The sequence below is a fragment of the Microbacterium plantarum genome, assembly GCF_035231185.1.
Classification (GTDB): Bacteria; Actinomycetota; Actinomycetes; order Actinomycetales; family Microbacteriaceae; genus Microbacterium; species Microbacterium plantarum.
In genome coordinates this window covers 1,621,824-1,646,073 of record NZ_CP141117.1, presented here as the reverse complement: position 1 = coordinate 1,646,073, position 24,250 = coordinate 1,621,824, and the positions used below count along the sequence as shown (strand labels likewise).

General features: G+C 68.8%; 24 protein-coding genes. 8 read left to right on the top strand and 16 right to left on the bottom strand.

The window, feature by feature from the left end; genetic code table 11:
• Position 1 precedes the first annotated feature (1 nt).
• A complete protein-coding gene (locus tag VC184_RS07950) occupies positions 2 to 1,330 on the bottom strand; it encodes an MFS transporter (RefSeq protein ID WP_274177905.1) in 1,329 nt (442 codons plus the stop codon).
• Between the two features lie 146 nt (positions 1,331 to 1,476).
• Here VC184_RS07950 and VC184_RS07945 point away from each other — a divergent pair, with 146 nt between their 5' ends.
• Entirely contained in the window at positions 1,477 to 3,378 is a 1,902-nt protein-coding gene (locus VC184_RS07945; protein WP_323987696.1) for an alpha-amylase family protein, read from the top strand.
• 12 nt (positions 3,379 to 3,390) lie between these two features.
• Here the strand turns inward: VC184_RS07945 and VC184_RS07940 are convergent, their stop codons facing one another.
• The 3 genes from VC184_RS07940 to VC184_RS07930 form a co-directional block, all read right to left on the bottom strand.
• Positions 3,391 to 3,855: a hypothetical protein gene (locus VC184_RS07940; RefSeq protein WP_282500984.1), complete on the bottom strand. Its 465-nt coding sequence runs from the start codon at positions 3,853 to 3,855 to the stop codon at positions 3,391 to 3,393.
• Positions 3,856 to 3,946: 91 nt separating this feature from the next.
• The gene (locus tag VC184_RS07935) at positions 3,947 to 4,252 is read right to left on the bottom strand and encodes a hypothetical protein (RefSeq protein WP_323987694.1); all 306 of its coding nucleotides are present in this window, start codon (positions 4,250 to 4,252) and stop codon (positions 3,947 to 3,949) included.
• A gap of 172 nt (positions 4,253 to 4,424) precedes the next feature.
• Complete coding sequence (locus VC184_RS07930) at positions 4,425 to 5,276, bottom strand: phosphatase PAP2 family protein (RefSeq protein ID WP_323987693.1); 852 nt, start codon at positions 5,274 to 5,276, stop codon at positions 4,425 to 4,427.
• Positions 5,277 to 5,363: 87 nt separating this feature from the next.
• On the opposite strand from VC184_RS07930, the gene VC184_RS07925 reads away from it, so the two are divergent.
• Positions 5,364 to 6,281: an AEC family transporter gene (locus tag VC184_RS07925; protein WP_282500981.1), complete on the top strand. Its 918-nt coding sequence runs from the start codon at positions 5,364 to 5,366 to the stop codon at positions 6,279 to 6,281.
• Positions 6,282 to 6,390: 109 nt separating this feature from the next.
• Positions 6,391 to 6,942, top strand: a complete 552-nt coding sequence (locus tag VC184_RS07920; RefSeq protein ID WP_323987692.1) for an HdeD family acid-resistance protein — start codon at positions 6,391 to 6,393, stop codon at positions 6,940 to 6,942.
• 12 nt (positions 6,943 to 6,954) lie between these two features.
• Here the strand turns inward: VC184_RS07920 and VC184_RS07915 are convergent, their stop codons facing one another.
• Together VC184_RS07915 and VC184_RS07910 are read right to left on the bottom strand one after the other, a co-directional pair.
• Entirely contained in the window at positions 6,955 to 8,937 is a 1,983-nt protein-coding gene (locus VC184_RS07915; protein ID WP_323987744.1) for a S9 family peptidase, read from the bottom strand.
• A 2-nt stretch (positions 8,938 to 8,939) separates the two neighbouring features.
• Positions 8,940 to 9,704, bottom strand: a complete 765-nt coding sequence (locus VC184_RS07910) for an SDR family oxidoreductase (RefSeq protein ID WP_112614802.1) — start codon at positions 9,702 to 9,704, stop codon at positions 8,940 to 8,942.
• A gap of 123 nt (positions 9,705 to 9,827) precedes the next feature.
• Here VC184_RS07910 and VC184_RS07905 point away from each other — a divergent pair, with 123 nt between their 5' ends.
• The 4 genes from VC184_RS07905 (at position 9,828) to VC184_RS07890 (ending at position 12,499) form a co-directional block, all read left to right on the top strand.
• A complete protein-coding gene (locus VC184_RS07905; protein WP_269266204.1) occupies positions 9,828 to 10,319 on the top strand; it encodes an NfeD family protein in 492 nt (163 codons plus the stop codon).
• Positions 10,312 to 11,259, top strand: a complete 948-nt coding sequence (locus tag VC184_RS07900; RefSeq protein ID WP_323987691.1) for an SPFH domain-containing protein — start codon at positions 10,312 to 10,314, stop codon at positions 11,257 to 11,259. Before VC184_RS07905 ends, VC184_RS07900 begins: the two co-directional genes overlap by 8 nt.
• The gene (locus VC184_RS07895) at positions 11,256 to 12,026 is read left to right on the top strand and encodes a glycerophosphodiester phosphodiesterase family protein (RefSeq protein WP_323987690.1); all 771 of its coding nucleotides are present in this window, start codon (positions 11,256 to 11,258) and stop codon (positions 12,024 to 12,026) included. The genes VC184_RS07900 and VC184_RS07895 overlap by 4 nt, the downstream gene beginning before the upstream one ends.
• A gap of 110 nt (positions 12,027 to 12,136) precedes the next feature.
• Complete coding sequence (locus VC184_RS07890; RefSeq protein WP_112614794.1) at positions 12,137 to 12,499, top strand: RNA polymerase-binding protein RbpA; 363 nt, start codon at positions 12,137 to 12,139, stop codon at positions 12,497 to 12,499.
• Positions 12,500 to 12,549: 50 nt separating this feature from the next.
• Here the strand turns inward: VC184_RS07890 and lnt are convergent, their stop codons facing one another.
• The 9 genes from lnt to VC184_RS07845 all read right to left on the bottom strand — a co-directional run bounded on the left by lnt (position 12,550) and on the right by VC184_RS07845 (position 22,398).
• Entirely contained in the window at positions 12,550 to 14,160 is a 1,611-nt protein-coding gene (gene lnt, locus VC184_RS07885; RefSeq protein ID WP_407667139.1) for an apolipoprotein N-acyltransferase, read from the bottom strand.
• The gene (locus VC184_RS07880) at positions 14,120 to 16,594 is read right to left on the bottom strand and encodes a DEAD/DEAH box helicase (RefSeq protein ID WP_407667136.1); all 2,475 of its coding nucleotides are present in this window, start codon (positions 16,592 to 16,594) and stop codon (positions 14,120 to 14,122) included. Before VC184_RS07880 ends, lnt begins: the two co-directional genes overlap by 41 nt.
• Positions 16,591 to 17,370 (bottom strand): twin-arginine translocase subunit TatC, encoded by a 780-nt coding sequence (gene tatC, locus VC184_RS07875; RefSeq protein WP_323987740.1) that lies wholly within the window; start codon positions 17,368 to 17,370, stop codon positions 16,591 to 16,593. Before tatC ends, VC184_RS07880 begins: the two co-directional genes overlap by 4 nt.
• A gap of 66 nt (positions 17,371 to 17,436) precedes the next feature.
• Positions 17,437 to 17,685 carry a twin-arginine translocase TatA/TatE family subunit gene (locus tag VC184_RS07870; RefSeq protein WP_181574133.1) on the bottom strand — a complete coding sequence of 83 codons (249 nt, stop codon included), beginning with the start codon at positions 17,683 to 17,685 and terminating at the stop codon, positions 17,437 to 17,439.
• A gap of 60 nt (positions 17,686 to 17,745) precedes the next feature.
• Positions 17,746 to 18,705 carry a helix-turn-helix transcriptional regulator gene (locus VC184_RS07865; protein WP_112614792.1) on the bottom strand — a complete coding sequence of 320 codons (960 nt, stop codon included), beginning with the start codon at positions 18,703 to 18,705 and terminating at the stop codon, positions 17,746 to 17,748.
• The gene (locus VC184_RS07860; RefSeq protein WP_282502575.1) at positions 18,702 to 19,640 is read right to left on the bottom strand and encodes a helix-turn-helix transcriptional regulator; all 939 of its coding nucleotides are present in this window, start codon (positions 19,638 to 19,640) and stop codon (positions 18,702 to 18,704) included. The genes VC184_RS07865 and VC184_RS07860 overlap by 4 nt, the downstream gene beginning before the upstream one ends.
• Positions 19,641 to 19,738: 98 nt before the next feature.
• Complete coding sequence (locus VC184_RS07855; RefSeq protein ID WP_112614790.1) at positions 19,739 to 20,701, bottom strand: FKBP-type peptidyl-prolyl cis-trans isomerase; 963 nt, start codon at positions 20,699 to 20,701, stop codon at positions 19,739 to 19,741.
• Between the two features lie 9 nt (positions 20,702 to 20,710).
• Positions 20,711 to 21,721, bottom strand: a complete 1,011-nt coding sequence (locus tag VC184_RS07850) for a tRNA (adenine-N1)-methyltransferase (RefSeq protein WP_112614788.1) — start codon at positions 21,719 to 21,721, stop codon at positions 20,711 to 20,713.
• Complete coding sequence (locus VC184_RS07845) at positions 21,718 to 22,398, bottom strand: HAD family hydrolase (RefSeq protein WP_274177894.1); 681 nt, start codon at positions 22,396 to 22,398, stop codon at positions 21,718 to 21,720. Before VC184_RS07845 ends, VC184_RS07850 begins: the two co-directional genes overlap by 4 nt.
• A gap of 122 nt (positions 22,399 to 22,520) precedes the next feature.
• On the opposite strand from VC184_RS07845, the gene VC184_RS07840 reads away from it, so the two are divergent.
• Positions 22,521 to 23,387, top strand: coding sequence for a PAC2 family protein (locus tag VC184_RS07840; RefSeq protein WP_274177893.1), 867 nt, complete (start codon positions 22,521 to 22,523; stop codon positions 23,385 to 23,387).
• Positions 23,388 to 23,414: 27 nt separating this feature from the next.
• Here the strand turns inward: VC184_RS07840 and VC184_RS07835 are convergent, their stop codons facing one another.
• Entirely contained in the window at positions 23,415 to 24,248 is an 834-nt protein-coding gene (locus VC184_RS07835; protein WP_112614784.1) for an undecaprenyl-diphosphate phosphatase, read from the bottom strand.
• Positions 24,249 to 24,250: the final 2 nt, after the last annotated feature.

Here is a 24,250-nt window from a genome sequence, read left to right as displayed (position 1 = left end):
CTCACGCCCGTCGCGGCCGTTTCGGCATGTCCATCCCGATGTGGATGCGGGTGCGCTTGCGTTCGATCGCGATGAACGCACCGCCGATGAGCCATAGCGGCACCTGGGTGAGGAAGGCGATGCGGAAGGCTTCGAGCGAGTACGTCGCCGGCGTTCCCGCACCCTGCAGGTCGAGCGCCAAGCCGATGCTGAACACGGCGATCAGGGCGGCGAGGAAGCCGCCGGCGTTCGTCAGTCCCGTCGCCGTGCTGAGGCGATGCGAGGGGTTGTGCGTCCGGGCGTGATCGAACGCGATCATCGACGCAGGACCCCCGGTCGCGAGGGCGACGGCGAGAGCCACGAGGAGCCATCCCGGCGCGGTGCCCGGCCAGAGGATCACCGCTGTCCATGCGATGAGCTGCACGGCGACCGCCGGCAGGACGAGGGCGCGTGAGCGGAGGTTGGGGATGCGGCGGGAGAGCTCACCCATGATGGGTCCGAGCGCCATCCCCGCGAAGACGTAGAGCGTCGTGATGAGGGTCGCTTCGGCCTGAGTCCGGCCCTCTCCTGCCGTGAGGAACGGGATGCCCCACAGCAGGATGAACGCCGTGCCGGCGAACGGCGTCGTGAAGTGAGACCAGAACGCCAGCCGGGTGCCGGGGTGCGCCCACGCGGCACGGATGCCGACGCCGGTGTCGACGCTCGAGGTGACCACCCGGATGGCGCCCGTGTCGGTGTTGACGCTGACGTCACGATCGACCTCCGGCGGGTGGTTGCGCACCAGCAGGAAGACGAGGACCGCGAAGAGGACGCCGAGGCCGGCCACGCTGCCGAAGGCGACCGACCAGCTGGTGGCGTGCAGGAGTGCTGAGAGGGGGATGACGGCGACGAGCTGGCCGGCCTGACCGAGTATGCCGGTCATCTGAACCATGAGCGGCCCGCGCTGCGCCGGGAACCAGGTCGCGACGAGTCGGAGGACCGCCGGGAAGATGGCGGCGTCGCCGGCTCCGAGGAGCATGCGCGCGACGATGGCGACGCCGACGCTGGGGGAGAGGGCCATCGTCAGCTGGCCCACCGCCATGAGGATCATGCCGATCGTCATGATGGGCCGGGAGCCGTAACGGTCGAGCAGGACGCCGATGGGTATCTGCATCCCGCCGTACACCGCGAGCTGGACGACAGCGAACATCGACAGCGTCGCGGCGTCCGCCTGGAAGCGTTCGGCTGCGTCCACGCCCACGGCCGCGAGCGACGTCCGATTCGTGATGGACAGGACGTACGCGGCGACGCCGGTTCCCCAGACGAGCCATGCCCGGAGCCCCGGGCCGCTCGTCCGAGCCGCGACGCTCATCGGGTGACCCGTCCGAGCGGGCAGAGCGTCGGAGAGGTCACCCCTCTACGCTACTCCGCTGTCGGACGCCAGCTGCGCGCGCCTTGGTGTCCGCCGTCTCCGTCCTCTGAGATGATGCGGAGCATGAGTGCTCCGGTGGCCCCGCGATGACCGCGCTGACCGCGCTCGAGACCGATGCGACGATCGTTGTCGAGCACGTCGCGCGTCGCGAACGGCCGGTCGACGGCGAGACGATCGCGCGCCTTCGCGGCGAGTTCCCGCGGTTGCACCGTCTGTTCCGAGCTCTCTACGGCGAGCGTCCCGACGGGCTCGAGTCGCTCCTGCACCTCGTCGACGTGGCGCTGGATGCCCGGGGAGAGCGCACCGCCGAGCTCAAGCAGCTCGACCGCGTGCGCGCCGCGGACCCCGCGTGGTTCGAGTCCGAGAGGATGCTGGGCGGCGTCTGCTACGTCGATCGCTTCGCGGGTGACCTCGACGGCGTCCGCCGGATGATTCCGTACTTCCGCGAGCTCGGACTGACCTACCTGCACCTGATGCCCCTCTTCGACAGGCCCGACGGCGACAACGACGGTGGCTACGCGGTGTCGGACTACCGCACGGTCGATCCGGCCCTCGGGACGATGGCCGATCTGCGTGCGCTCGCGAGCGAGTTGCGTGAGGCGGGCATCTCGCTGGTCCTCGACTTCATCTTCAACCACACCTCGAACGAGCATGAGTGGGCGAAGCGCGCCCTCGCCGGCGACCCGGTGTACGAGGACTTCTACCTGATCTTCCCCGACCGCGAGCTCCCGGATGCGTACGAGCGGACGACGCGCGAGATCTTCCCGGACGACCACCCGGGCTCGTTCGTGCCGCTTCCCGATGGCCGGTGGATCTGGGCCACCTTCTACCGGTTCCAGTGGGATCTCAACTACGCCAACCCCGACGTGTTCACAGCCATGGCGGGGGAGATGCTGTTCCTCGCGAACCAGGGTGTCGAGATCCTGCGGATGGATGCCGTCGCCTTCATCTGGAAACGCCTCGGAACGGCCTGCGAGTCGCTGCCCGAGGCGCACCTGCTGCTCCAGGCGTTCAACGCCGTGCTGCGCATCGCGGCGCCGGCGGTGCTGTTCAAGTCCGAGGCGATCGTGCATCCCGACGAAGTGCAGGACTACATCTCGCCCGATGAGTGCCAGCTCTCCTACAACCCGCTGCAGATGGCTCTGACGTGGGAGGCGCTGGCGACCCGTGACGCGCGCATGCTTCAGCTCGCGCTGGACGAGCGTCACGCGTTGCCGCCCGGGACGGCGTGGGTCAACTACGTCCGCAGTCACGACGACATCGGCTGGACGTTCGCCGACGAGGACGCCGCGCGCTTCGGCATCGACGGCGGTCCGCACCGCCGGTTCCTCAACGACTTCTACATCGGTCGCTTCGACGGTTCGTTCTCGCGCGGCTACCCGTTCCAGGAGAATCCACGCACCGGTGACGCCCGGATCGCGGGCACCACGGCGTCGCTGGCCGGGATCGCCGCGGGCGATGCCGGGGGCGAAGACCGGGTCGTGCTCGCGCATGCGCTGGCGATGTCGACGGGCGGCATCCCGCTGCTCTATCTCGGTGACGAGGTCGCCCAGCTCAACGACGACACGTTCCAGGACGACCCCGAACGTCGGGGAGACAGCCGGTGGGCGCACCGGCCCCTGCGATCGACCGCGCGATACGCGCAGCGCCTCGACGAGTCGACCGTCGCCGGTCGGGTGTTCACGAGGCTCCGGGGTCTGATCGAGGTGCGCGCAGCGACGCCGGAGTTCGCCGGCAACGAGCTCGTCCCGTTCCACACGCCTCACGACGCGGTCGTGGGGTTCATGCGTCCGGCGGCGGATGGCGGCGGGGGAGCGGTCCTCGTCCTCGCCAATGTCGGCGATGCGTCGGCGGCCATCCGCCCTGAGACCACGAGCGGGCTCGAGGATTCTGCGATGGATCTCGTGAGGGGGGTGCCGGTCGAGCTCGGGCGTGGCGTCGTGCTGCCCGCGCATGGATTCGTCTGGTTGCGCGTGCGCCGACGCTGACGGGTCAAACCATCACAGGACGTCCTCGAGGATGAGGTCGCGCAGCGTGCTGCGGCGCAGATCGTGCGCGGTCACGACGGTGCCGTCACCGAGGTTGCTGCGGCCGCTGAGGTGCTCCGCGACACGGCGCGCCGCGATGCGGCGGTCCTGCTCGTCATCGAGCACGACGCCGATGGCTGTGAGATCACGGCCCAATGAGTTGCTCGAGTGGACGCTCGCACGATCGATGAGCTCGCTCGCGAAGACGCGGCCCTCGCTCAACCGCCCGGCCGCGTGCACCACCGCGACGAGGACGCGGGGCGACACGCGGCTCAACTCGTGCTCGAGCAGCGCGTCGACCTCTGCGATGCACGCGGGGAGCGCGTCGGACGACGCGGGGAGTGACACGCCGATCGTGAGTGCATCGGGCCGGTGATCGGGCGTCGCGACCTGCGTCAGTGCGTCGATGATGTCGGCATCCAAGCCAGCGATGTGCATGGCCGTCTCCCTTCGTCGCGCTCCATTCGAGCGAGGATGACCGATTACTGTACCAGCTGGACGGTACAAATGCAGGTCGGCGCGACGAGGTTCATCCGGAGGTGACCAGGATGCGACCTGGGCCGATGGGAACCAGGGGAGCGCGGTAGGCGAGGCCGGTGTCCGCGGGATGCAGCACCACTCGAGCCTCGCCGAACCGCCACAAGCGATTGAAGAGGAAGACGGTGATCTCCACGGCCTCGTCGGCGGGCACGAGCCAGGTGCCGACGCCCCATTGCGCGGGCTGTCCGCGGCCGTCGATCACGATGGTCGGGCGCACGCCGGGAATCAGGTGGAGCACGGGTCGGCGGAGATCCAGCGTGACGCGTCGTCCCGGTATCGCGGCATCGTGGGTCATGCCTGCATCGCTTCGTCGAGACGCGTCGGTGTCTTCATTTCACAACCGTATCGGGACGATGGTGCGGCACTCGAGATGGAAGCGGCGGTTCGCGGGTGCTCGATCTCGAGCCGATGGGGAAGATGCGCACCGACGAGCTCACACCTGAACTGACATAATGTGCATTATCGGATCAAACGGCAGAAGCCACTGAGGCCCTGCGGGAACGGGCCGACGGCATCCCGCCACTGACGGCAAGTGCACCGAGAACCGTCGCAATGATCGTGACCACCGTCAAGACAGCCGTGACGAGCGTGCGCCCGGAACCAGACGCGTAGAACGCACTCAGCGCGACGGCCGTGATCGCGCCGCCCATGACCAGGACGGGTGCGAGACCGCGCAGCCGGCGCTGCGGACGGGTCAGGACGGCCGCGGCCTGCCCATGACGGTGACGCGCCGCCGTGACGATCAGCGCGGCAATCGTGTACCAGAACCCCACGACGAGGCTCGCCGTGACGACATCGCTCGGTCGATGCCATCCGGCGGCGATCACACCCATGCCGGCGACGGCGGCCCAGGTGACCAGAACCGGTGCGAGGACGAACTTGATCCGGTTCGGTGCCGCGAACAATGCGGCGCACGCCGCGGCGATCGCGATGGTGGCATGGCCGGACGGCAGTGAGTTGCCATATGCGCCCCAGCCGCTCGCCAGATCCGGGCGTGCGATGACCTCGTGCTTCAGCACCTGTGTCACGACACTCGACCCGACGAAGATCACGGATGCCGCCGCAGCCTCGGCGAAGCGCCGCCGCACGAGGGCGGCGGTGATGCCGACGAGCATCGTCACGGCGGCGACCACGATGATGTAGTTCGCGCTGACGTGCTGAGCCGCGCGAAGGACGGGATTTCCGGACGCTGTCGTGGCGACCATGGCGGCCTGATCCGCGTACTGGCCGGACTCCGTGAACACGCACACCAGGATCGTCACCGCTATCGCCGCCAGCTGAACGCCCGCCAGCTGCAGGTAACGCACGTTGCGCCTCATCCGATCACCTCGCTCTCGCCGTCGTTCCACCGTACGAAGTGGCGGCTGTGAGCCGGGTCAACGCGCCCACTCCCCTAGGCTCGGAGGGTGCAGGTCGTGACCGGATTCGTCGTCGTCGGGGTCGCGATCATCGTCGGATACGTCATCGGCCGCATCGATCTGCTCGGGCCGCACGGCCGCCCGGTGCTCGCGCGACTGATCTTCTTCGTCCTGTCGCCCTTCCTCATGTTCGTCGTGCTCTCGCAGGCCGACGTCTCGACGCTGTTCTCGGCACTGCTGCCCGTCTCCGCCATCGCTGCGGCGTCGATGTTCGTCGTCTACGCGCTGATCGCTCGACTCGCGTGGCGTCGTTCGGTCGGTGAGACGCTCATCGGAATGCTGTCGGCCGGGCAGGTGAACTCCAACAACATCGGGATCCCGCTCTCGCTCTACCTCCTGGGCTCAGCCGCGCTGCCGGCGCCGGTCATCCTGATGCAGCTCATCGTGTTCACCCCGATCACGATGGCGATCCTCGAGGCCGTCACGACGGGACAGCGGCGGCCGCTCCCGATCCTCAAACGGACCGTCGGCAACCCGATCGTCATCGCCTCGGTCGCGGGCGTCATCGTGTCGGTCTCGGGGCTGGAACTGCCCCCTCTCGTGCTCGACCCGCTGCAGCTCATCGCCGACGCATGCGTGCCGGTTCTCCTCATCGCCTATGGGATGTCGCTGCACGGACAGCGCGTGCTGTCCGCTTCCGGCCGTCGGCGAGACATCCTGCTGGCGGCAGGTCTGAAGCTGATCGCCATGCCGCTCGTGGCGTGGGCCGTGGCCGCTCTCGTCTTCGACCTCTCCCCCGCCGACATCCTGGCGGTCACCGTGCTCGCAGCACTTCCGACCGCGCAGAACGTCTTCAATTTCGCGCAGCGCTACGACATCGGCGAGACCATCTCGCGCGACACGGTCTTCTTGACGACCCTCGGGTGCGTCCCCGTCCTGCTGGGTGCCACTCTCATCCTCGGCTGATCAGCCCGGCACCGCGCGGGGCCGCATCCGGGGCTCTGACGCCCGCCCTCCCGGTGCACTAGCGTGTGGCGTGTCGGGGGTGCTCCGCTCCCGCGAAGGAGGTTCCGTCATGGCAACTGCAGAGAACATCGCCGGAAGATTCGTCAGATCGCTGCGGACGTCGTTCATCGTCGGCGGCATCCTGACGCTGATCCTCGGCCTGCTCATTCTCATCTGGCCCGGTCGCACGGCGCAGGTCCTCACCGGCATCATCGCCGCCTACGCGATCATCGCGGGTATCGTCTACGCCGCCCTCGGGATCCTCTCGCGGACGAAGCGCGGCTGGGCGCGCGTCGGGCACGTCGCGCTCGGCCTCTTCTTCGTGATCGTCGGCATCGTGGCATTCGCCAACCTCGCAGCCTTCACCGCGTCGTTCGCCGTGTTCCTCGGCGTGCTGGTGGGCATCATGTGGATCGTCGAGGGCGCCGTCTCGCTGTCGGTCGTGAGCGAGTCGTCGTCGCGAGGGTGGACGATCGCGTTCGCGATCCTCTCGATCATCGCCGGCGTCATGCTGCTGTTCACACCGCTGTGGGGCGTGTTGGTGCTCTGGTGGCTGCTCGGCATCTCGGCCGTGGCCCTCGGCATCGTCAACATCATCCGGGGGCTCTCGTTCCGGCCCTGACCGGGACGGTCGTCACGCCGGGAGGTGGCGTCCCCACCACTCGAGGAGGGCCTCGAACCGTTCCACGCGGTGACGGGGCCGCCCCGAACGGGTGAGCTCGTGGTCCTCGCCGGGGAACACGAGGAGCTCCGCCTCCGTGCCCTGGCGGCGCAATGCCGTGTAGTAGCGGGTGGCCTGTTCCAGGGGGCACCGGAAATCGAGCTCCGAATGGATCACCAGGGTCGGCGTGGTGACGTCCTTCACGACGGCCATCGGGCTCTGCGCTCGGATCGCGGCCGCCTCGGTGCCGACGTACTCGTCACCGAAGAACGAGCCGATGTCACTCGTTCCCTGGAACGTCTCGGGATCGAGGAAGCCGCGCTCGACGACAGCGGCCGCGAACCGGTGGTCGTGCGCGATCGTCCACGCCGTCAGGTAGCCGCCGTACGACCCGCCCAGGATGCCGACGCGGCCGCCGTCGAGTCGCGCATCCGACGCCACGGCTCCGTCGAGGAAGGCGAGGACGTCACTCAGATCGTCGGTTCCCATACGGCCCCGGATGCTGCGGCCGTGGGCGCGCCCGTATCCAGCGCTGCCCCGGGGATTGCAATAGACGACGGCGTAGCCCGCCCCGACCAGGACCTGCGTCTCGTCGAAGAGGTGCACGCCATAGGACGCGTACGGACCGCCATGAATCTGCAGCAGGACGGGGAAGGGGCCCTCGCCCTGGGGCGTCGTGACCCAACCGTGTACGGGGTAGCCGTCGGGTGCGTTCACCTCGAGCTCGCGCGGGAGGACGAATCCGGCGCGGCTGGCGGCATCTCCGAATGACGTCAGCAACCGCGCCTCGATGCCTTCGCCGTCGAGGAGGAGAAGCTCGCCGGCCGACCGATTGGTGGCTACGGCGCAGACGATGCGCTCGCCTGCGGCATCGGCGGCGTGGCCGACGACCTCCATGCCGCGACGGAGGCGCGTGGCCGCGCCGTCGCGCGAGACCCGCAGCAGGTGCACTTCGCCGCGCGTACGGTTCTGCACCAGGAAGTCATCGCCGATCGGCGTGATGTGCGAGCCCACTTCGCCGAGGTCGATCGTCTCGGGGTCGGTGAGCCGACGGGGCTCGTCACCCTCGAGCACCCAGAGCGCGACGCCGGGCGCGACGAAGTCGGTGCCGTCCGGGCCCGGGTCGGAGGCCAGGAACGCGATGGTGCCGTCGGAGGCGACGGTGACGTCGACGATCGACAGGGTCGCGGGAACGACGACCCGCTCCCCCGTTCCGTCGATATCGATCGCGATCAGCGGCGAGCGAAGGTCCCGACGCTCGTGCTCGATCCCGTCCGTCGTCGTAAGGATCTCCGAGCCGTCGGCGGTGAACACGACCCCGTCGTGCGAGAGCGCACCGGAGGTGAGCTGACGTGCGTGCTCCGGAACCTTCCGCGGGGCGTCCGAGGAGCCGGAATCCGGTGCCGGGGCGGGAGTGTACGTCGGCTCGGAATGGAGGTCTGGTGCGGCGACGACGAAGACCTGAGCGGGGCGGTCCGCGATATACCCGAGACCGTTCGCATGCCAGCGGATGCCGGTGATCCGCCGAGCGGATTCCGCGTCGGGAGACAGCCCGTCGACGGTGCCGTAACGCCCGCGTTCAGGTATGCGTGCGGTGAAGGCGAGGAGCTCGCCCGTGGGCGACCAGGCGAAGGACCCGACACCGAGGGGTGCGTCCGTCACCTGAATCGCTTCCGAGCCGGATGCCGCGATCACGTGGATCTGCGGCTTGCCGTCAGCGTCTCCGCGGAGGAAGGCGACGTGTCGGCTGTCGGGCGAGAGCCTCGGAGAGGCGTCCGCGACACCGCGCGTGAGTCGGTGCGGCTGGCCCGACGGCAGGTCGACGCGCCAGAGCTGCCCCACGTTCCGATCGGCGGCGATGTCGGGGCGAGATGTCGCGAACACGGCGAAGGAACCGTCGGCAGCGACCGTCGGACGCCCGACAGCGATCAGCGCCTCGATGTCGGTGGGGCGCATGGTCACTCGCCGCCGAAGGACGAGATGTCTCCGACGAGGCGCGTGTTGTCAGCGGGAATCGGTTCGACGGCGGCGAGGGCGATCTCGGCGGCGAACTCCGAGACGTTGTAGAGCTTTCCGGCCGACTCGCGGCGCGTCTCGATGGCGCCCGGGTTCGCCCGCTCCAGCAGCGTCGCGGTGATGGTGCCCTCGATCATGTCTCCCGACACGACGACGAATCCGATGCCCCGTTCGGTCAGCTCGCCCACGCGCTCGCGGAGAGCGTCCTCGCCCGCCCGCTTCGACAGGGCGACCGCCTCGTACTCGGGCATCGTCGGCGTCGTGCGGATGAAGTGCGCCTGGTGGCTCGTCACGAACACGACACGCGACCCGTCTTCGAGCAGCGGCAGCGCCGCATCGAGGGTGCCGAGCTGCGCGTCACGGTTCAAGGTGAGGGCGTAGTCCTCGGCCATGCCGCCCTCCATGCCGCCTGATGCATTGAGCACGAGGATGTCGAGGCGGCCGAAGGTCTCGCGGACGGCGGCGAACATCTCGTCGACGGAGGCGCGGTCGGTCAGATCAGCGCCGACCACGAGGACCTCGACGCCGAGCTCTCGCAGCTCCGCGGCCAGCTTCTCGGCGCGGGGAGCCTTGTTGCGGAAGTTGATGACGACGTTCGCGCCCGCCTGTGCCAGGTAGCGCGCGGTGTCCGCGCCGATTCCGCGCGACGATCCGGTCACCAGTGCCGTGCGACCCGTGAGGGTTCCGGCGGGAAGGGGCTGAGTCATGTGGCGCTCCTGCGGGGAAGAAAGGCTCTCGGCACGGCGGACCGCCGGCACCGCACGAGCCTATCAACCGGCCCGGATCGAACCCCCGACTGATAGGTTCGGATGAGGGACGAAGGAGCGCCGATGTTGCCCGATCTCACGCAATACCTGTGGATAGCGTGGCTCGTGCTGGCCCTGATCTTCGTGATCGTCGAACTGCTCACCCTCGAGTTCACCTTCCTCATGCTCGCGGGCGGCACGCTCGTCGGCGGACTGGGAACGAATCTTCTCGGCGCCCCGTGGTGGCTGCAGGTCGCGGCGGCCGCTGCCGTCTCGGCCCTGCTCCTTTTCACGATCCGACCGCTCCTCCTGCGCGCTCTCCACCGCAGCAGTCAGCACATCCCGACCAATGTCGACGCTCTCGCAGGCCTCGGCGCGCGCGTCCTCGTCCCGTTCGTCGACGGCGCCGGTTCGGTCAAGCTCGACAACGGTGAGACGTGGACCGCTCGTCTCGTGGGCGAGCCGGGCGAGGCCCCCGTCGGTTCCCGTCTCGTCGTCCGCGCCGTGCGGGGCGCCACCGTGGAGGTCGGTTCCCCCTCCCAATCCCCCGACCCGAAGGAGAACACCCATGGTTGATGTCGGCGCTTTCGTCGGTCAGATCTTCGTGATCGTGCTTCTCGTGGTTCTGGCGATCTTCGTGATCGTCGTGCTCTTCCGAGCCATCCGCATCATCCCGCAGGCCTATGCGGGAGTCGTGGAACGGCTGGGCCGATACCAGCGCACCCTCTCCCCCGGGCTCAACCTGCTCGTGCCGTTCATCGACCGGGTGCTGCCGCTCGTCGACATGCGCGAGCAGGTGGTGTCGTTTCCGCCGCAACCCGTGATCACCGAAGACAACCTCGTCGTCTCGATCGACACCGTGGTCTACTTCCAGGTGACCGACGCGCGGGCCGCCACCTACGAGATCAACAACTATCTGGGTGCCGTGGAGCAGCTCACGACCACGACGCTTCGAAACGTCGTCGGCGGCCTCAATCTGGAAGAAGCGCTGACGAGCCGCGACAACATCAACGGTCAGCTGCGCATCGTGCTCGACGAGGCGACCGGCAAGTGGGGCATCCGCGTCTCGCGCGTCGAGCTCAAGGCGATCGACCCGCCCACCTCGATCCAGGACTCGATGGAGAAGCAGATGCGCGCCGAGCGCGATCGTCGTGCCGCCATCCTCACCGCCGAGGGGTCGAAGCAATCGCAGATCCTGGAGGCGGAGGGCCGCCGTCAAGCGGAGATCCTGAAGGCCGAGGGCGACAAGCAGGCACAGATTCTGCGGGCCGAGGGCGAGTCGGCTGCGATCCAGTCGGTGTTCCAGGCCATCCACGACGGGAACCCCGACGACAAGCTGCTGGCCTATCAGTACCTGCAGACCCTTCCGAAGATCAGCGACAGCGCGTCGAGCAAGCTCTGGATCATCCCGAGCGAGTTCACGGAGGCTCTCAAGAGCATGAGCGCCGGATTCGCGGGTCGTCGGGACGACCGCCCGGCGGCATCGGCGGACCGTCCTGCGCCTCCCGCGCCGTGACGCACCCGTACTTCGGCTCGGAGCGTCCGCGGGTTCTCGCGCACCGCGGTTTCGTGCCGGCGGATTCTGAGGGCATCGTCGAGAACACCTTCGCGGCCTTCGCTGCGGCACACGCGCTCGGCGTGCGGTACGTCGAGTCGGACTGCCATCTGAGCGCGGACGGGACGGTGATCCTGTTCCACGACTCCGACCTCTCGCGGGTCGCCGGAGATCCGCGCCCGATCGCGGATGTCGGAGACCGCGAGCTCGAGAATCTCATGGCCGACCGCGGCGGGCTGGTGACGCTCGCACAAGCCCTCGACGCGTTTCCCACGCTGTTCTTCAACCTCGACGTCAAAGCCGAATCGGCTGCAGAGACGGTCGGGCGCCTGGTGGCGCCGCATGCGGATCGGGTGCTGCTCACCAGCTTCTCCGACCGCACACGCGAACGCGCACTCCGCGCCGCCCACGATGCCGGGGGACGCCCCGCGACGTCGGCAGGCACGATCCGAATCGCGGCTCTCGTCGCAGCCGTCGCGTCAGGTGTGCCATGGTTGATGGGTCGTGCGTTGCGCGGCATCGACGCGGTGCAGGTTCCCGAGCGTCGGGGGCCCATCCGCATCGTCTCCCCCCGAATGATCCGCGCGGTCCACCGTGCGGGTGTCGAGATGCACGTCTGGACGGTCAACGACGCGGACGGCATGAGACGCCTGCTCGCGGCCGGCGTCGACGGTATCGTCACGGACCGAGCCGACCGCGCGATGACCATCGTGGCGGAAGAGCGCTGAATACCCCGACACGCTGAACATCGGCTGTGAAACCCCGAAGACCATCCCTTCTTCGGATGATGCACACAGCCGCGCACGTTACAACTGATAGCCGACGAGAGGACCACACAATGGCAGACCGCAGCTTGCGCGGCATCCGACTCGGCGCCTCGAGCCTACAGAGCGAAGAGGGCGTCGTCTTCCACGACCGGGTCAACCACACGTACGTGTGTTCGCGCTGTGCGCACGAGACCGTCATGACGTTCGCCGCCGACGCGGAGGCGCCCGAGACCTGGGAGTGCCGCGCGTGCGGCGCCGAGGCTCTCCTGCGCGTAGGCGAGGGCGTCGTCGAGGTCGATCACTCGGGCGACAAGGCCGCCCGAACCCACTGGGACATGCTGCTCGAACGCCGCACGATCCCCGAGCTCGAGGAACTGCTCGAGGAGCGTCTGGCCATGCTCCGCGAGCGCCGCGGCTCCCGCTTGAGCGCCTGAGCCTCCAGCTCCGCGCGAATGCCGTCGGTCCTTCGGGACCGACGGCATTCTCATGTCGCGGACGTGCTGCGTGAGCGTCGTCGCGCGACCGCGACGGCGACGCCGCAAGCGAGGAGAGCCAGGAGGCTTCCCCAGCCGAGGATGACCTGCACAGCGCCGCCGACGATGACGGCGGGCGTGAGTCCGGTGCGCAGCGGCACCTCGGTGATCATCGCACCGGCCTCCGCCGCCGGCAGGCCGTCGATCTCCGTGCCGTCGGGCGCGATGACCTGGCTCGTGCCGACCGTCGAGATGTTCACGACCGCTCGGCCGGTCTCGATGGCGCGCATGCGCGCGAACGCGAGCTGCTGGAGATTCTCGTCCGTGTCGCGGAAATCGGCGTTGTTGGTCTGGAAGACATAGAGCTGCGCACCGTCACGTGCACCCGTCCAGATCACGTCGTCGTAGAGCACGTCGAAGCAGATCGCGAGCCCGACGCCGATGCCGGAGACGTCCATGAAGGGCGGGTTCGTTCCCGGTGTGTACTCGCGCTGGATGAGACCGATGAGGTCTGGGACGATCAGCTCGAAGAACCACCGGTCGGGGACGTACTCGCCCATGGGAACCGGGCGTGACTTGTCGTGGATCGCGACGGGATTATCGGCGCCAGCCCGCCAGAGCATCGACGTGTTGTAGATGTCGTCACCGCGCTGCGTGGCTGCGTTGACCAGCAACGGCGCCTCGATGCGCGCCGACAGCCGATCGAGCGTGTCGACGACGGACGCATTCGACAGCGGGTCCGCATCGATGCCGCCCTCCGGCCAGACGAGAAGGTCCATGGGCTCGTCGATGATCGGCTGTGTGGCCGCGAGCTGCGAGCGCAGGACGTCGTAGGGCTCGCGAGAATCGAAGTATCCCGTGGGGCCGTCGCCCTGGACGGAACCGACGCGGTACGTCCCGGCATCCGTCGTCGGGAAAGCGGGCAGCGCCACGAGCGCGACGGCGACGACGGCCGCCGGGAGCGCCGTGCGGAGGTCGCGCAGCCTGCCCAGGCGCAGCCACTCGATGACCGCCGCTGTGACGAACACCATGAGGAATGTCAGGCCCGCCACCCCGGTCCAGGACGCGACGTGCGCGAGCGGGCTCTCGGACTGACTCATGCCGACGCGGCCCCAGGGGAAGCCGGTGTAGGGCCATGACCCCATGAAGAGCTCGCGCGCAGTCCACAGTCCCGCGACCAGGGCGGGGAGGGCGATCAGTCGTGCTCCCTGGCTTGGCAGCAGACGCGGGACCCAGCGGTACGCAAGAGCGATGGGGATCGAGCCGACCGCGAAGAAGAGCGTCTCGATGCCGGCGAGTCCGAACCACGGGATGGGCCCGAGATAACGGGTGATCCACGAGATGTGGATGAAGTAGAAGGACGCTCCGAAGACGGCCCCGACCGCGAGCGCACCCCACGCCGAGCGCCCGATCAGACCGGCGAGAGCGAACGCGACACCGGCGAACGCCAGCGGCCACCACCCGATGTCGGGGAATGCGGCGTCCAGAACCGCACCGCCGACGACGGCGCCGACCAGTGCCAGCCACAGCGGTATCAGAGGCCGCACCGCGGCCGGAGACGAGTCGGGCACGTGTTCGAGCCTAGACGCCGGAGTATGCGACGATGCCGCGCTGGACGGCATCCAGCGCGGCACGCGCTGTCCGCGCCAGATCGGCGTCGGCGACGAGCGAGAGCTGATCGAGGAGATCGATCGTCTGCTTCGCCCAGCGCACGAAGTCGCCGGCGGCCATGTCGGCCTCGAGCAGGACGCGATCGAGCATCATGCCGCGTGCCCACGAATGCATGGCCTTCGCGAGGCCCGTGGCCACCGGCTCGGTGCCGGGCAGGCGGTGGTCCTGTTCGAGGTCGTCGAGGACCGCCCACAGCTCTTGCGTCTCGGCCAGTGCCGTTCGGAAGGCGCCTCGCGGAAGCCCGTACTCGCCCGGACCGTCGCTCTCGCGGCGCGGCTCGTAGACAAGACTGCACGCGAGGGCCGCCAGACCGGCGGGATCGAGCTCGCGCCACAGGCCCCGGCGAAGCGCCTCGGCCACGAGGAGGTCGCGTTCACCGTAGATCCGACGCATCGTGGCGCCCGCCTCGGTCAGCGCGGTGGTGCCGTCGCTGTCGACCGAGACGTAGTCGAGGGCGGCCAGGACGTCGACAACTCGATCGAACACCCGCGCCACGGTGCCGGTGCGCGTGTCGATCTGCTGCCGCAGCTTCTGCACGTCGCGGCGCAGCCGCCAGTAGCGCTCGGCCCACCGGGCATGGTGCTCCCGGTCCGGGCAGTCGTGGCAGGGGTGCCGCTGCATCCGCTTGCGAAGGCCGGCCAGCTCGTCCTGACGGCGCTGACGGATGCGTGCCGGTGCGGTGCGGTCGTTGCGATTGAGCTTCTCGAGGTCGCTCAGCTCGCGACGGATGCCGGAGTACTCCGCGAAATCCCCCCGCTCGCACGTCATGGAGCGGGCGTAGCCGTCGAGCGTCTGCTCCTTCTCCTTGACCTGGCGCGCGAGGCCGACGACGGACCGGTCGGCCTGGAACTGGGCGAACGACGACTCGAGGATCTCACGTGCGCGGTCGCGACCGAAGCGGTCGATGAGGTTCACGGCCATGTTGTACGTGGGGCGGAAGCTGGAGTTCAGCGGGTACGTGCGCCGCGACGCCAGCGCGGCGACCGACTGCGGGTCGAGACCGTCGCTCCATTGGATGACCGCGTGCCCTTCGACATCGATGCCCCGGCGACCGGCGCGCCCAGTCAGCTGGGTGTACTCCCCCGAAGTGATCGCCACGCGTGCTTCGCCGTTGAACTTCTCGAGCTTCTCGAGGACGACGGTGCGTGCGGGCATGTTGATGCCCAGCGCCAGCGTCTCCGTCGCAAAGACCGCCTTGACGAGCTTGCGCTGGAAGAGCTCCTCGACGACCTCCTTGAACGCTGGCAGCAGTCCGGCGTGGTGGGCCGCGACGCCGCGCTCGAGGTTGTCGCGCCACTCCCAGAACCCCAGCACAGCCAGGTCTTCCTGCGCGAGCGCGCGGGTGCGGCGATCCACGATGGCGCGGATCTCATCCCGTTCCTCGGGTGTCGTGAGCCGGATACCCGACCTGCGCACCTGTTGGACCGCTCCGTCGCACCCTGCGCGGCTGAAGATGAAGAAGATCGCGGGCAGCAGATTGGCCCGGCCCAGGAGTTCGACGACAGCCGGTCGGTCGAGGCGTTCGAGGCGCTGCGCGGCCGCGGGGCGTCCCGACCCCTGTCCGCCACGGTGCTTGCGATGAGCCTCGCGGCCCCCCGCACCGCGGTAACCGTGCGAGCGCCGGTTGCTGTCGTATCGCTGGCCCTGCGGCGAGCGCAGGCGGGTCAGCTCCTGGTTGACCTGCGCAGTCGCCACACCCGCCCGGTCGTCGAACAGCGGCAGCAGATCGCCGCGGACCAGAACGTGCTGTTCGAGAGGAACGGGACGGATCTCGGAGACCACGACGGCGGTATCGCCTCGCACGGTGTCGAGCCAGTCGCCGAACTCCTCCGCGTTCGAGACCGTCGCCGAGAGCGCCACCATCCGCACCGAGCGGTGGAGATGGATGATGACCTCCTCCCACACGGCGCCTCGGAACCGATCGGCCAGGTAGTGGACCTCGTCCATCACGACGTAGCGGAGGCCACGCAAGGCCGGCGAGTCGGCGTAGAGCATGTTCCGCAGCACCTCGGTGGTCATGACCACGATGCGTGCGTTGCCGTTGATGTTCGTGTCGCCGGTGAGCAGGCCGACCTCATCCTCGCCGTACACGTCGACCAGCTCGCGGAACTTCTGGTTCGACAGGGCCTTCATGGGCGTCGTGTAGAACGCCTTCGTGTCGGGCTCGAGCATGGCCAGGTGCATCGCGAACTCGCCCACGATCGTCTTGCCGGCTCCCGTGGGCGCGGCGACGAGGACGCTCCGCCCGTCCTCGAGGGCGTGACATCCGGCGATCTGGAACGAGTCGAGATCGAATCGCTGCATGTCGGCGAACGCCGCGGTCAGCGGGTGGGCCCGGGCCGACTGCGCGGCGAGGAACCGCTCCGCGGGGCTGGACGCGCTCACGGGAGCGGATCAGTCGTTGGGGGCGGGCCGGGGACAGTGAGCTCGGGCGCGCGACGCGACCGGCGCAGGTCGAGGAGGAGTGAGAGCGCCGCGGCCGCGAAATAGAGCACCGTCAGGATCGCCGCCAGCATCAGCATGCTCACGATGTCGGCGGCGGGGGTTGCCAGGCCCGAGAAGACGACGGCGATGAGGATGGCGACGCGCCATCCCTTGAGGATCGCTTTCCCGCTCATGATGCCGGCGAAGTTCAGCGCGACAAGGAACACGGGAATGATGAACGCGACCCCGACGACGAGCAGGAGCTTGAAGACGAAGTCGTAGTAGTACTTGCCCTCGTAGAAGTTCGCCGACGCCTCCGGCGAGAACGTCGCCATGATCTCGACAATGTGCGGCATGACGAGCCAGCCGGTGTAGACACCGGCGAAGAAGAGGGGAACCGCGGCCGAGACGAATCCGACCGTGTACCGGATCTCTTTCCGGGTCAGTCCGGGCATGAGGAATGCCCAGATCTGCCAGAGCCAGATGGGAGCAGAGAGGATGATGCCGACCGAGAACGAGATGCGCAGGCGCATGTCGAACGGTCCGGTGATCGTCGAGTACATGAGCTTCACCGCTTCGGTGTCGCCTCGCTGCTCCGCGACGACGCGGATCGGCTCGGTCATCGCCCAGATGATCCAGTCGGTGAGGAAGAACGACACCACCATCGAGACCACCAGGGCGAGCGCCGAGATGATGAGGCGTCGCCGCAGCTCGATGAGGTGCTGCCCGAGGGACATGCGCTTGTCGCGCCGGGGCGCACCGTCCGCCCCTGAGCGCGTGCGCTCAGCCGTCACCACGCGGCGCTACGGTGTGGGAGCTGCGGGACCGCTCTTCGGGTCCGCAGGCTTCTCGACGGGCGCGACGTCAGCGGTCGTCGAGGCGGCGGTGCCGGCCGTGGCATCGTCTTCCTTCATGGCCTTCATCTCGCCCTTGAAGATGCGGGCGGACTGTCCCATGCTCTTCGCCAGCGCCGGCAGCTTCGCAGCGCCGAAAAGCAGCAGAATGACGATGAGTAGGATCCACAGGTGCGGGCCTGCGAACAGATTGCTCATTGAGTCTCCCCATCGATCGTTTCGCACAGTCTAACCCGCGCACCCGGCGGGAAGCCCGTCTCAGGCGTACTGATCGAGACCGGCTCGGGCCCAATCGCGGGCGGCACGCCGGGCCTCGGCCGGTGCGAGGACCTCGATGCTCCCCCCGCTGCGGGCGACCAGTCGTTTGAGCGAACGGGGGTCGGCGACGCGGATCATCGCCGTCTGCGATCCGCCCTCGTCGCGCACCTCTGCGTTCGTCAGGAATTCGCCCACGATCGTCGCCGCATGATGCGGGTAGCGGATCTCGGCGAGGATCTCGTCGTCGCCCGGCTCGAACAGCTCGGGCACCGGCTCCGTCGAGTGAAGGGCCGGGATCTCGGTGAGCGCCGGGTCGGTCACGCGATCGAGGTGGAAAGTGCGCATCGCGCGACGTGTGTGGCACCATCCCTGCAGGTACCAGCGGCCGGCGGAGATCGTCACCTTCACCGGGTCGACGGTGCGCGTCGTCGGCGCGCCGTCCGGTGCTGTGTAGGTGAACGCCAGGGCGACGCGCTCGCGCAGCGCTCGCGCCACCGTCTCGCGAACGTCATCGACCGGCGCCGGGGCGACGATGACGTCGGCGGGAGTCTGGCCCGCCCCGCGCGCGAGCTTGGCGAGGAGCCCCTGGACGATACCGCTGTCGCCGACACCCGGGACGGATGCCGCCAGCTGCAGACCGGCGAGCAGCGCTGCGGCCTCGCGCGCGGTGAGCCGCGGCGATCGCTGCAACCCCACGGTGTTGGTGATGACGATGCGGTCCTCGCGGTCGAGGAGGTCCCAGTCGATGTCGAAGAGGTCGTTGGCCATCTGCCAGAAGCCGCCCTCGCCGGGAAGCCCGATCACGGTGAGCTTCTCGACCATCGAGCGCATCTGCTGCGGCTCGACGTCGAAATCGCGCGCTGCGTCGGCCACCGTCACCTCTCCTTGGGCGATGAGGTACGGAACGAGCTGCATGATCAGGGCCGCGCGGTCGGTTGCGACGATGGGCTGGGCACTCACGACGTCACCGCCGATCGGTCAAGGGCACCGCGGAGGCGCTGCACGACCGCGTCGCGCAGATCGGCCGGCGCGTGCACCATCGCCTCCGGTCCGTAGGAGGCGAGCTCGTCGGCGAACACCTCGAGATCCACAAAGGGGATGCGCAGCCGTCGTCCGCTCGAGGCCTCGGCGAGAGAGCGTCGGCGCAGCCGCAGCTCAGCCTCCGTGCCGGGGACGACGGTGACGTCGGCGCTCTGACGGTGGGCGACGTCGCGCAGTCCCGACAAGGCGCGTTCTCCGGCGCCGGCACGAAGCGCGGCGTCGAAATTCTGCCGAGTCACGACGACGTCCGCGACGATGCGCGACAGCAGGAACGTCCGCTCGGCATCGACACCGGCATCCCACCCGAACAGGTGCCAGCGTGCCTCGAACTCGACGAGCGCGAGAGGCCGCACACGTCGTCGTCGCGGCCGATCGGACCCCGGGCGCAGATAGTCGAACTCCACCTCGCGAGCCTGCTCGATGGCGCGCTGCAACGGCAGGAAAGACGAGTCGTGAAGATCGAGTCGCGGGGCGAAGCCGATGATCGGCTCATCGACCTCGATCCCGAGGGAGCGGATCTTCCGCAGTCCCGACCGAGCGCCCGCCGAGAGCGTCTGCTCGCCCCACACTCCCCCGGCCAGCGTCAGCACAGCGAGCTCGGCTGGGGTGAAGCTGATGTCTGCGGGCAGCTCGTACTCCGTCGGCGGGATCCGGTAGCGCGCTTCGCGTAGGTCGTCGGGGTCGGCATAGTCACCGATCGTCTCGATCGGGACGCCCAAACCGCGCAGGTTCTCCTTGTCGCGTTCGAACATCTTCTCGAGCGCTTCGCGTCGGGCGCCCGCTTCTGCCTGCTCTCGATAACCGGAGACCGAACCCAGGATGGTGTCTTTCGTCACGCCCTGCTCGGTCGCCATGAGGGCGACGACGAGATTGACCAGGCGTTCCTCGGGCGGAACGCGAGTGGGCGAGACGGACACGCCTTCGATTCTAGGCGTGGCCGTCGTCCCCCGACTCAGGACGCGGCGTCGAGGCCGAGGATGTCGACGACGAACACGAGCGTCGAATCGGCGGGGATGCCGCCCTGGGCCGTGTCGCCGTAACCCTGGTCGGGCGGGATCACCACGAGGATCTGCGAGCCGACGGTCTGGCCTCGGAGCGCTTCGGCGAACCCGGGGATCGTCTTGTCGAGCTCCATCGGCTGCGCGCCCTGACCCCACGTGCTGTCGAAGACCTTCTTGTCGGCCCACGTCACGCCGGTGTAGTGCACGCGCACCGGCACATCGCCGGTGACCTCTTCACCGTCGCCCTTCTTCAGCACCTCGATCGCGAGGTCGCTGGGCGGGTCGTTGTCGGGGATGACGATGCCGGGGCGTCCGTCAGGAGCGACCACGACCGAGGGCATGCCGGCCCGATCGTTGAACTGCTCGGCACCGTCAGCGGCGGCGAGATACACCTTCTGCAGATCGAGGACGACGACCGTCGTGGCGTCTTCCGCCATGCCGAACCGTGCACGAGTGTCGGCCGTCACCTCGTCCGGGCCGAGCGCCATCACGACGCGCGAGCCTTCGGTCGCGCAGTGCAGGGCGTCGACGAGGCCCGGGAATGTGGCATCCCAGCTGTCGAGCGGGTAAACCTCCGACAGCTCGCCGGTGTATCCGGATGCCGCGATCGGCGCACCCGATGACCCGTCGAGGACCGTGAGGTCGAAGACGACGTCTTGTGCGTCGCTCGTCACCGCACGACCGTCTCCCGTCACGGTGTCGCGTGCTGCGAGACCGTCGACGTGGACCGGCGCCGAGAGGGCGACGGTGGGCTTCGTGCCGACGGGGCTGTCGCTGACGTCGACGAGATCGAGGGCCGAGGACTCGGACACGTCCCGCGTGCACGACGCTGAGCCCGAGGACGGCGTGGCACAGGCCGTCAGGGCGAGCACGGTCAGAGAGAGAGCGCCGGCGGCGGCGATGATCCTACGCACCGCAGCAGTCTACGCGGAGTCGTCGTCGTGCCCGTCCGGAACGGAGAGCGAGCTCCGCGCGGCCCGCTGCGCTTCGCGGACGCGCTTGCGGAGGTTCTTGTCCGTGATCTCGCGGTCGCCGACGGCTCCCGGCGTCCAGATCTCGACGTCCGCATCGTCGTACGACGGCTTCTTCAGCGCGCGCTTCCGGACATCGGGCGGGATGGCCCCCGGAGCGAGGCGGCGGGCGGTGATGAGGAATCCGGTGTGAGCCACCATCCGGTGGTCCGGGCGCACGGCCAGACCCTCGACGTGCCAGCCGCGGATCATCGTCTCGGACGCGTCGGGATCGGTGAACAGGCCCGTGCCGCGGAGATACTCGGCGACACGGCTGAGCTGGGTAGCAGTGGCGACGTAGCAGAGCACGACGCCCCCGGGGGCGAGCGCGTCGGCGACGGCGTCGATGCACTCCCACGGCGCGAGCATGTCGAGGACCACCCGGTCGACCGTCCCCGGCTCGACGGCGTCGGGCAGGCTCTCGACGAGATCGCCGACGATGACCGACCAGTTCGCGGGGGTACCGCCTGTGAACGTGGCGACGTTCGCCTCGGCGACCTCTGCGAACTCGGCGCGTCGCTCGAATGACACGAGCCGTCCGTGGTCGCCGATCGCCCGAAGCAGCCAGAGCGACAGCGCGCCCGAGCCGACACCGGCCTCGACGACGGTGGCGCCGGGAAAGATGTCGGCCGCGGCCAGAATCTGAGCCGCATCCTTCGGGTACACGATCGCGGCACCACGGGGCATCGACATCACGAAGTCGCGCAGCAGGGGGCGGAGTGCCAGGTACTCGTGCCCACCGCTGTTGGTCGCCACCGACCCGTCGGGCTGGCCGACGAGGACCTCGTGGCGCAGCACGCCGTGGTGGGTGTGCAACTCGCCGCCCTCTCGGAGGGTGATCGTGTGCATCCGTCCCTTGGGGCCGGTCAGCTGGACGCGGTCGCCGTAACGGAAGGGGCCGCGGGGCTGGAGGTCGTCGGTCATGCGGAAGCTCCGAGTCGGTGGCGGGTGAAGAGATCGGCCAGGTCTGCCACCGAGCGCCCCGCGAGGGAGTCCCAGAGAGCGTGAGCACCGAGGCCGTGCAGTGGGACCATCAGCGGTACTCCGAGTGCGACGGCGCCGGAGGCGACCGCCGAACGCAGGCCGTTGGGTGAGTCCTCGATGGCGACGGTGTCGGCGACATCGACCCCGAGCGCTGCGCACGCCTGGAGGTAGGGGTCGGGGAACGGCTTGGGGCGTGCCGCCTCGTCGCCGGCGATGACGACGTCGAACGCCTCGAACGGGATAGACGACACGACGGTGTCGGCCATGCTGCGCATCGACATGGTCACGAGCGCCGTCTTGATCCCGGCTTCGCGGAGCCCGGAGAGCATCTCGCGCGCACCCGGGCGGAACGGAGTGCCGCCGCGGCGCAACTGACCCGAGACCGTCTCGGTGAGGTGGTCGATGATCTCGCGCGTCTGCATCCGGACACCGGCATTCTGCAGGATGCGCGCGGAGTCCTCGAGCCCGAGTCCGACGAGGCTGAGCGCCTGCTCGGGCGTCCACACTCCCCCGAAGCTCTCGACGAGCGGACCCTCGGCCGCCATCCAGTACGGTTCGGTGTCGACGAGCGTGCCGTCCATGTCCCAGAGGACCGCGGCAGGGGAACGAGAAGTCATCCGCACCATGTTACCGATGCAGGGGTGAGACGCCGCGTGGCCCGACCCGCATGCGCTGGCCTCGGCGTATCGTGGAGCAGACCCGCTCGCGCAGAGCGAGCCGGCTCGGAACGGAGGACGGGTTGAACAGTCTGGGACGCCGCGTCCTCGTGGTCGCGTTCGACGGGTGGAACGATGCCGGCGAAGCCGCGACCGCCGCCGCGACACAGCTTCGCGAATCCCGTCCCTATGACGCCGTCTACTCGGTCGATCCCGAACTGTACTTCGACTACATGTACACGCGGCCGCACGTCCAGGCCGACGCTGACGGCCGCCGCTCGCTGAAATGGCCGGATGCGACGATCTGGCGACCGCGCGCGACGGCACGCGGCACGCGTCTATGGGTCCTCAGCGGCGCCGAACCAGCGCGTGCCTGGAAGTCGTTCGCGGCCGAGCTGGTGGATGCGGCGCTGAGCGAGGACATCACCGGTGTGGTCGCGCTCGGCTCGATGATGAGCGACGTTCCCCACACTCGTCCCATCACCGTCTTCAGCGGAAGCGACAACGAAGAGCTGCGCACGGCGCTCGGTCTCGAGCGCTCGACCTACGAAGGCCCCGTCGGCATCCTGTCGGTCATCGCCGCTGCGGCGGAGGAGGCCGGGATCCCTACGGCGGCACTGTGGGCGAGCGTGCCGCACTACGTTGCGGGCCACTCGCCGTCGCCGAAAGCGACCCTGGCGCTTCTCGACAAGCTCGAGGGCATCACGGGCGCCAAGGTCGCCCGCGGCTCGCTGCCGGGTGATGCGCTCGCCTGGGAGGCGACCATCGACGCCGCGGCGGCTGACGACGAGGAGATGACGGAGTACATCCGTCAGCTGGAGCAGACCCGCGACACGTGGGACTCCCCCGAAGCTTCGGGGGACGCCATCGCGCAGGAGTTCGAGAGGTACCTCCGGCACCGGGGCGACGGCGGCGACGGCCGTGGCCTCGGTCGCGGCCCGCATCGCTGAGACGCGCGCCGCGACCGTCCGGCCGGCTCAGTACGCCTGCAGGACTCCGAGCGAGAGCAGAACGATCAGCACCGCTCCGAGCCCGACACGATAGAGCACGAACGGCAGGAAGCTGCCGCGCTTGAGGTACTGCATCAGGAAGGCGATCACGGCGAGTCCCACGCCGAAGGCGACGACGGTGGCCACGGCGGTGTCGACGAGCGAGAACACCGACGCTCCCGGCTCACGGATCGCCTGCAGCAGCTCGTAGAGACCGCTGCCGAACACGGCCGGCACGGCGAGGAGGAACGCGACCTCTGCGGCCGCGGGCCGGGTGTACCCCAGCGCGAGCCCCATCGTCGTGGTGGCGCCCGAGCGCGATACGCCCGGGATGAGCGCGAGCGCCTGCGCGAACCCGAGGGCCAGACCGTGACCGTACGTCAGGTCCTTCTCGGTCCGGACGCGTCGCCCGAGCGCGTCGGCCGCCCCGAGGATGAGGCCGAAGACGATGAGCACGATCGCGACGAGCCAGAGATTGCGGAAGGTGTCGCGGATGACGTCCTGGAACAGGAACCCGAGAACGCCGATCGGCAGGGTACCGATGATGACGATCCAGCCGAGACGAACGTCGGCATCGTCACGCGGGACCGAACCGTTGAACGAGCGGAACCAGCGACCGATGATGCGGGTGATCTTCTTCCAGAAGTACACCAGCACGGCCAGTTCGGTCCCGATCTGAGTGATCGCGGTGAAGGTGGCGCCGGGGTCCTGCGCGGACGGCAGGAACTCCCCCACGATGCGCAGGTGGGCGCTCGAGGAGATCGGCAGGAACTCGGTCAGACCCTGGACGATGCCCAGGATGATGGCCTCGAGGAGCTGCATGG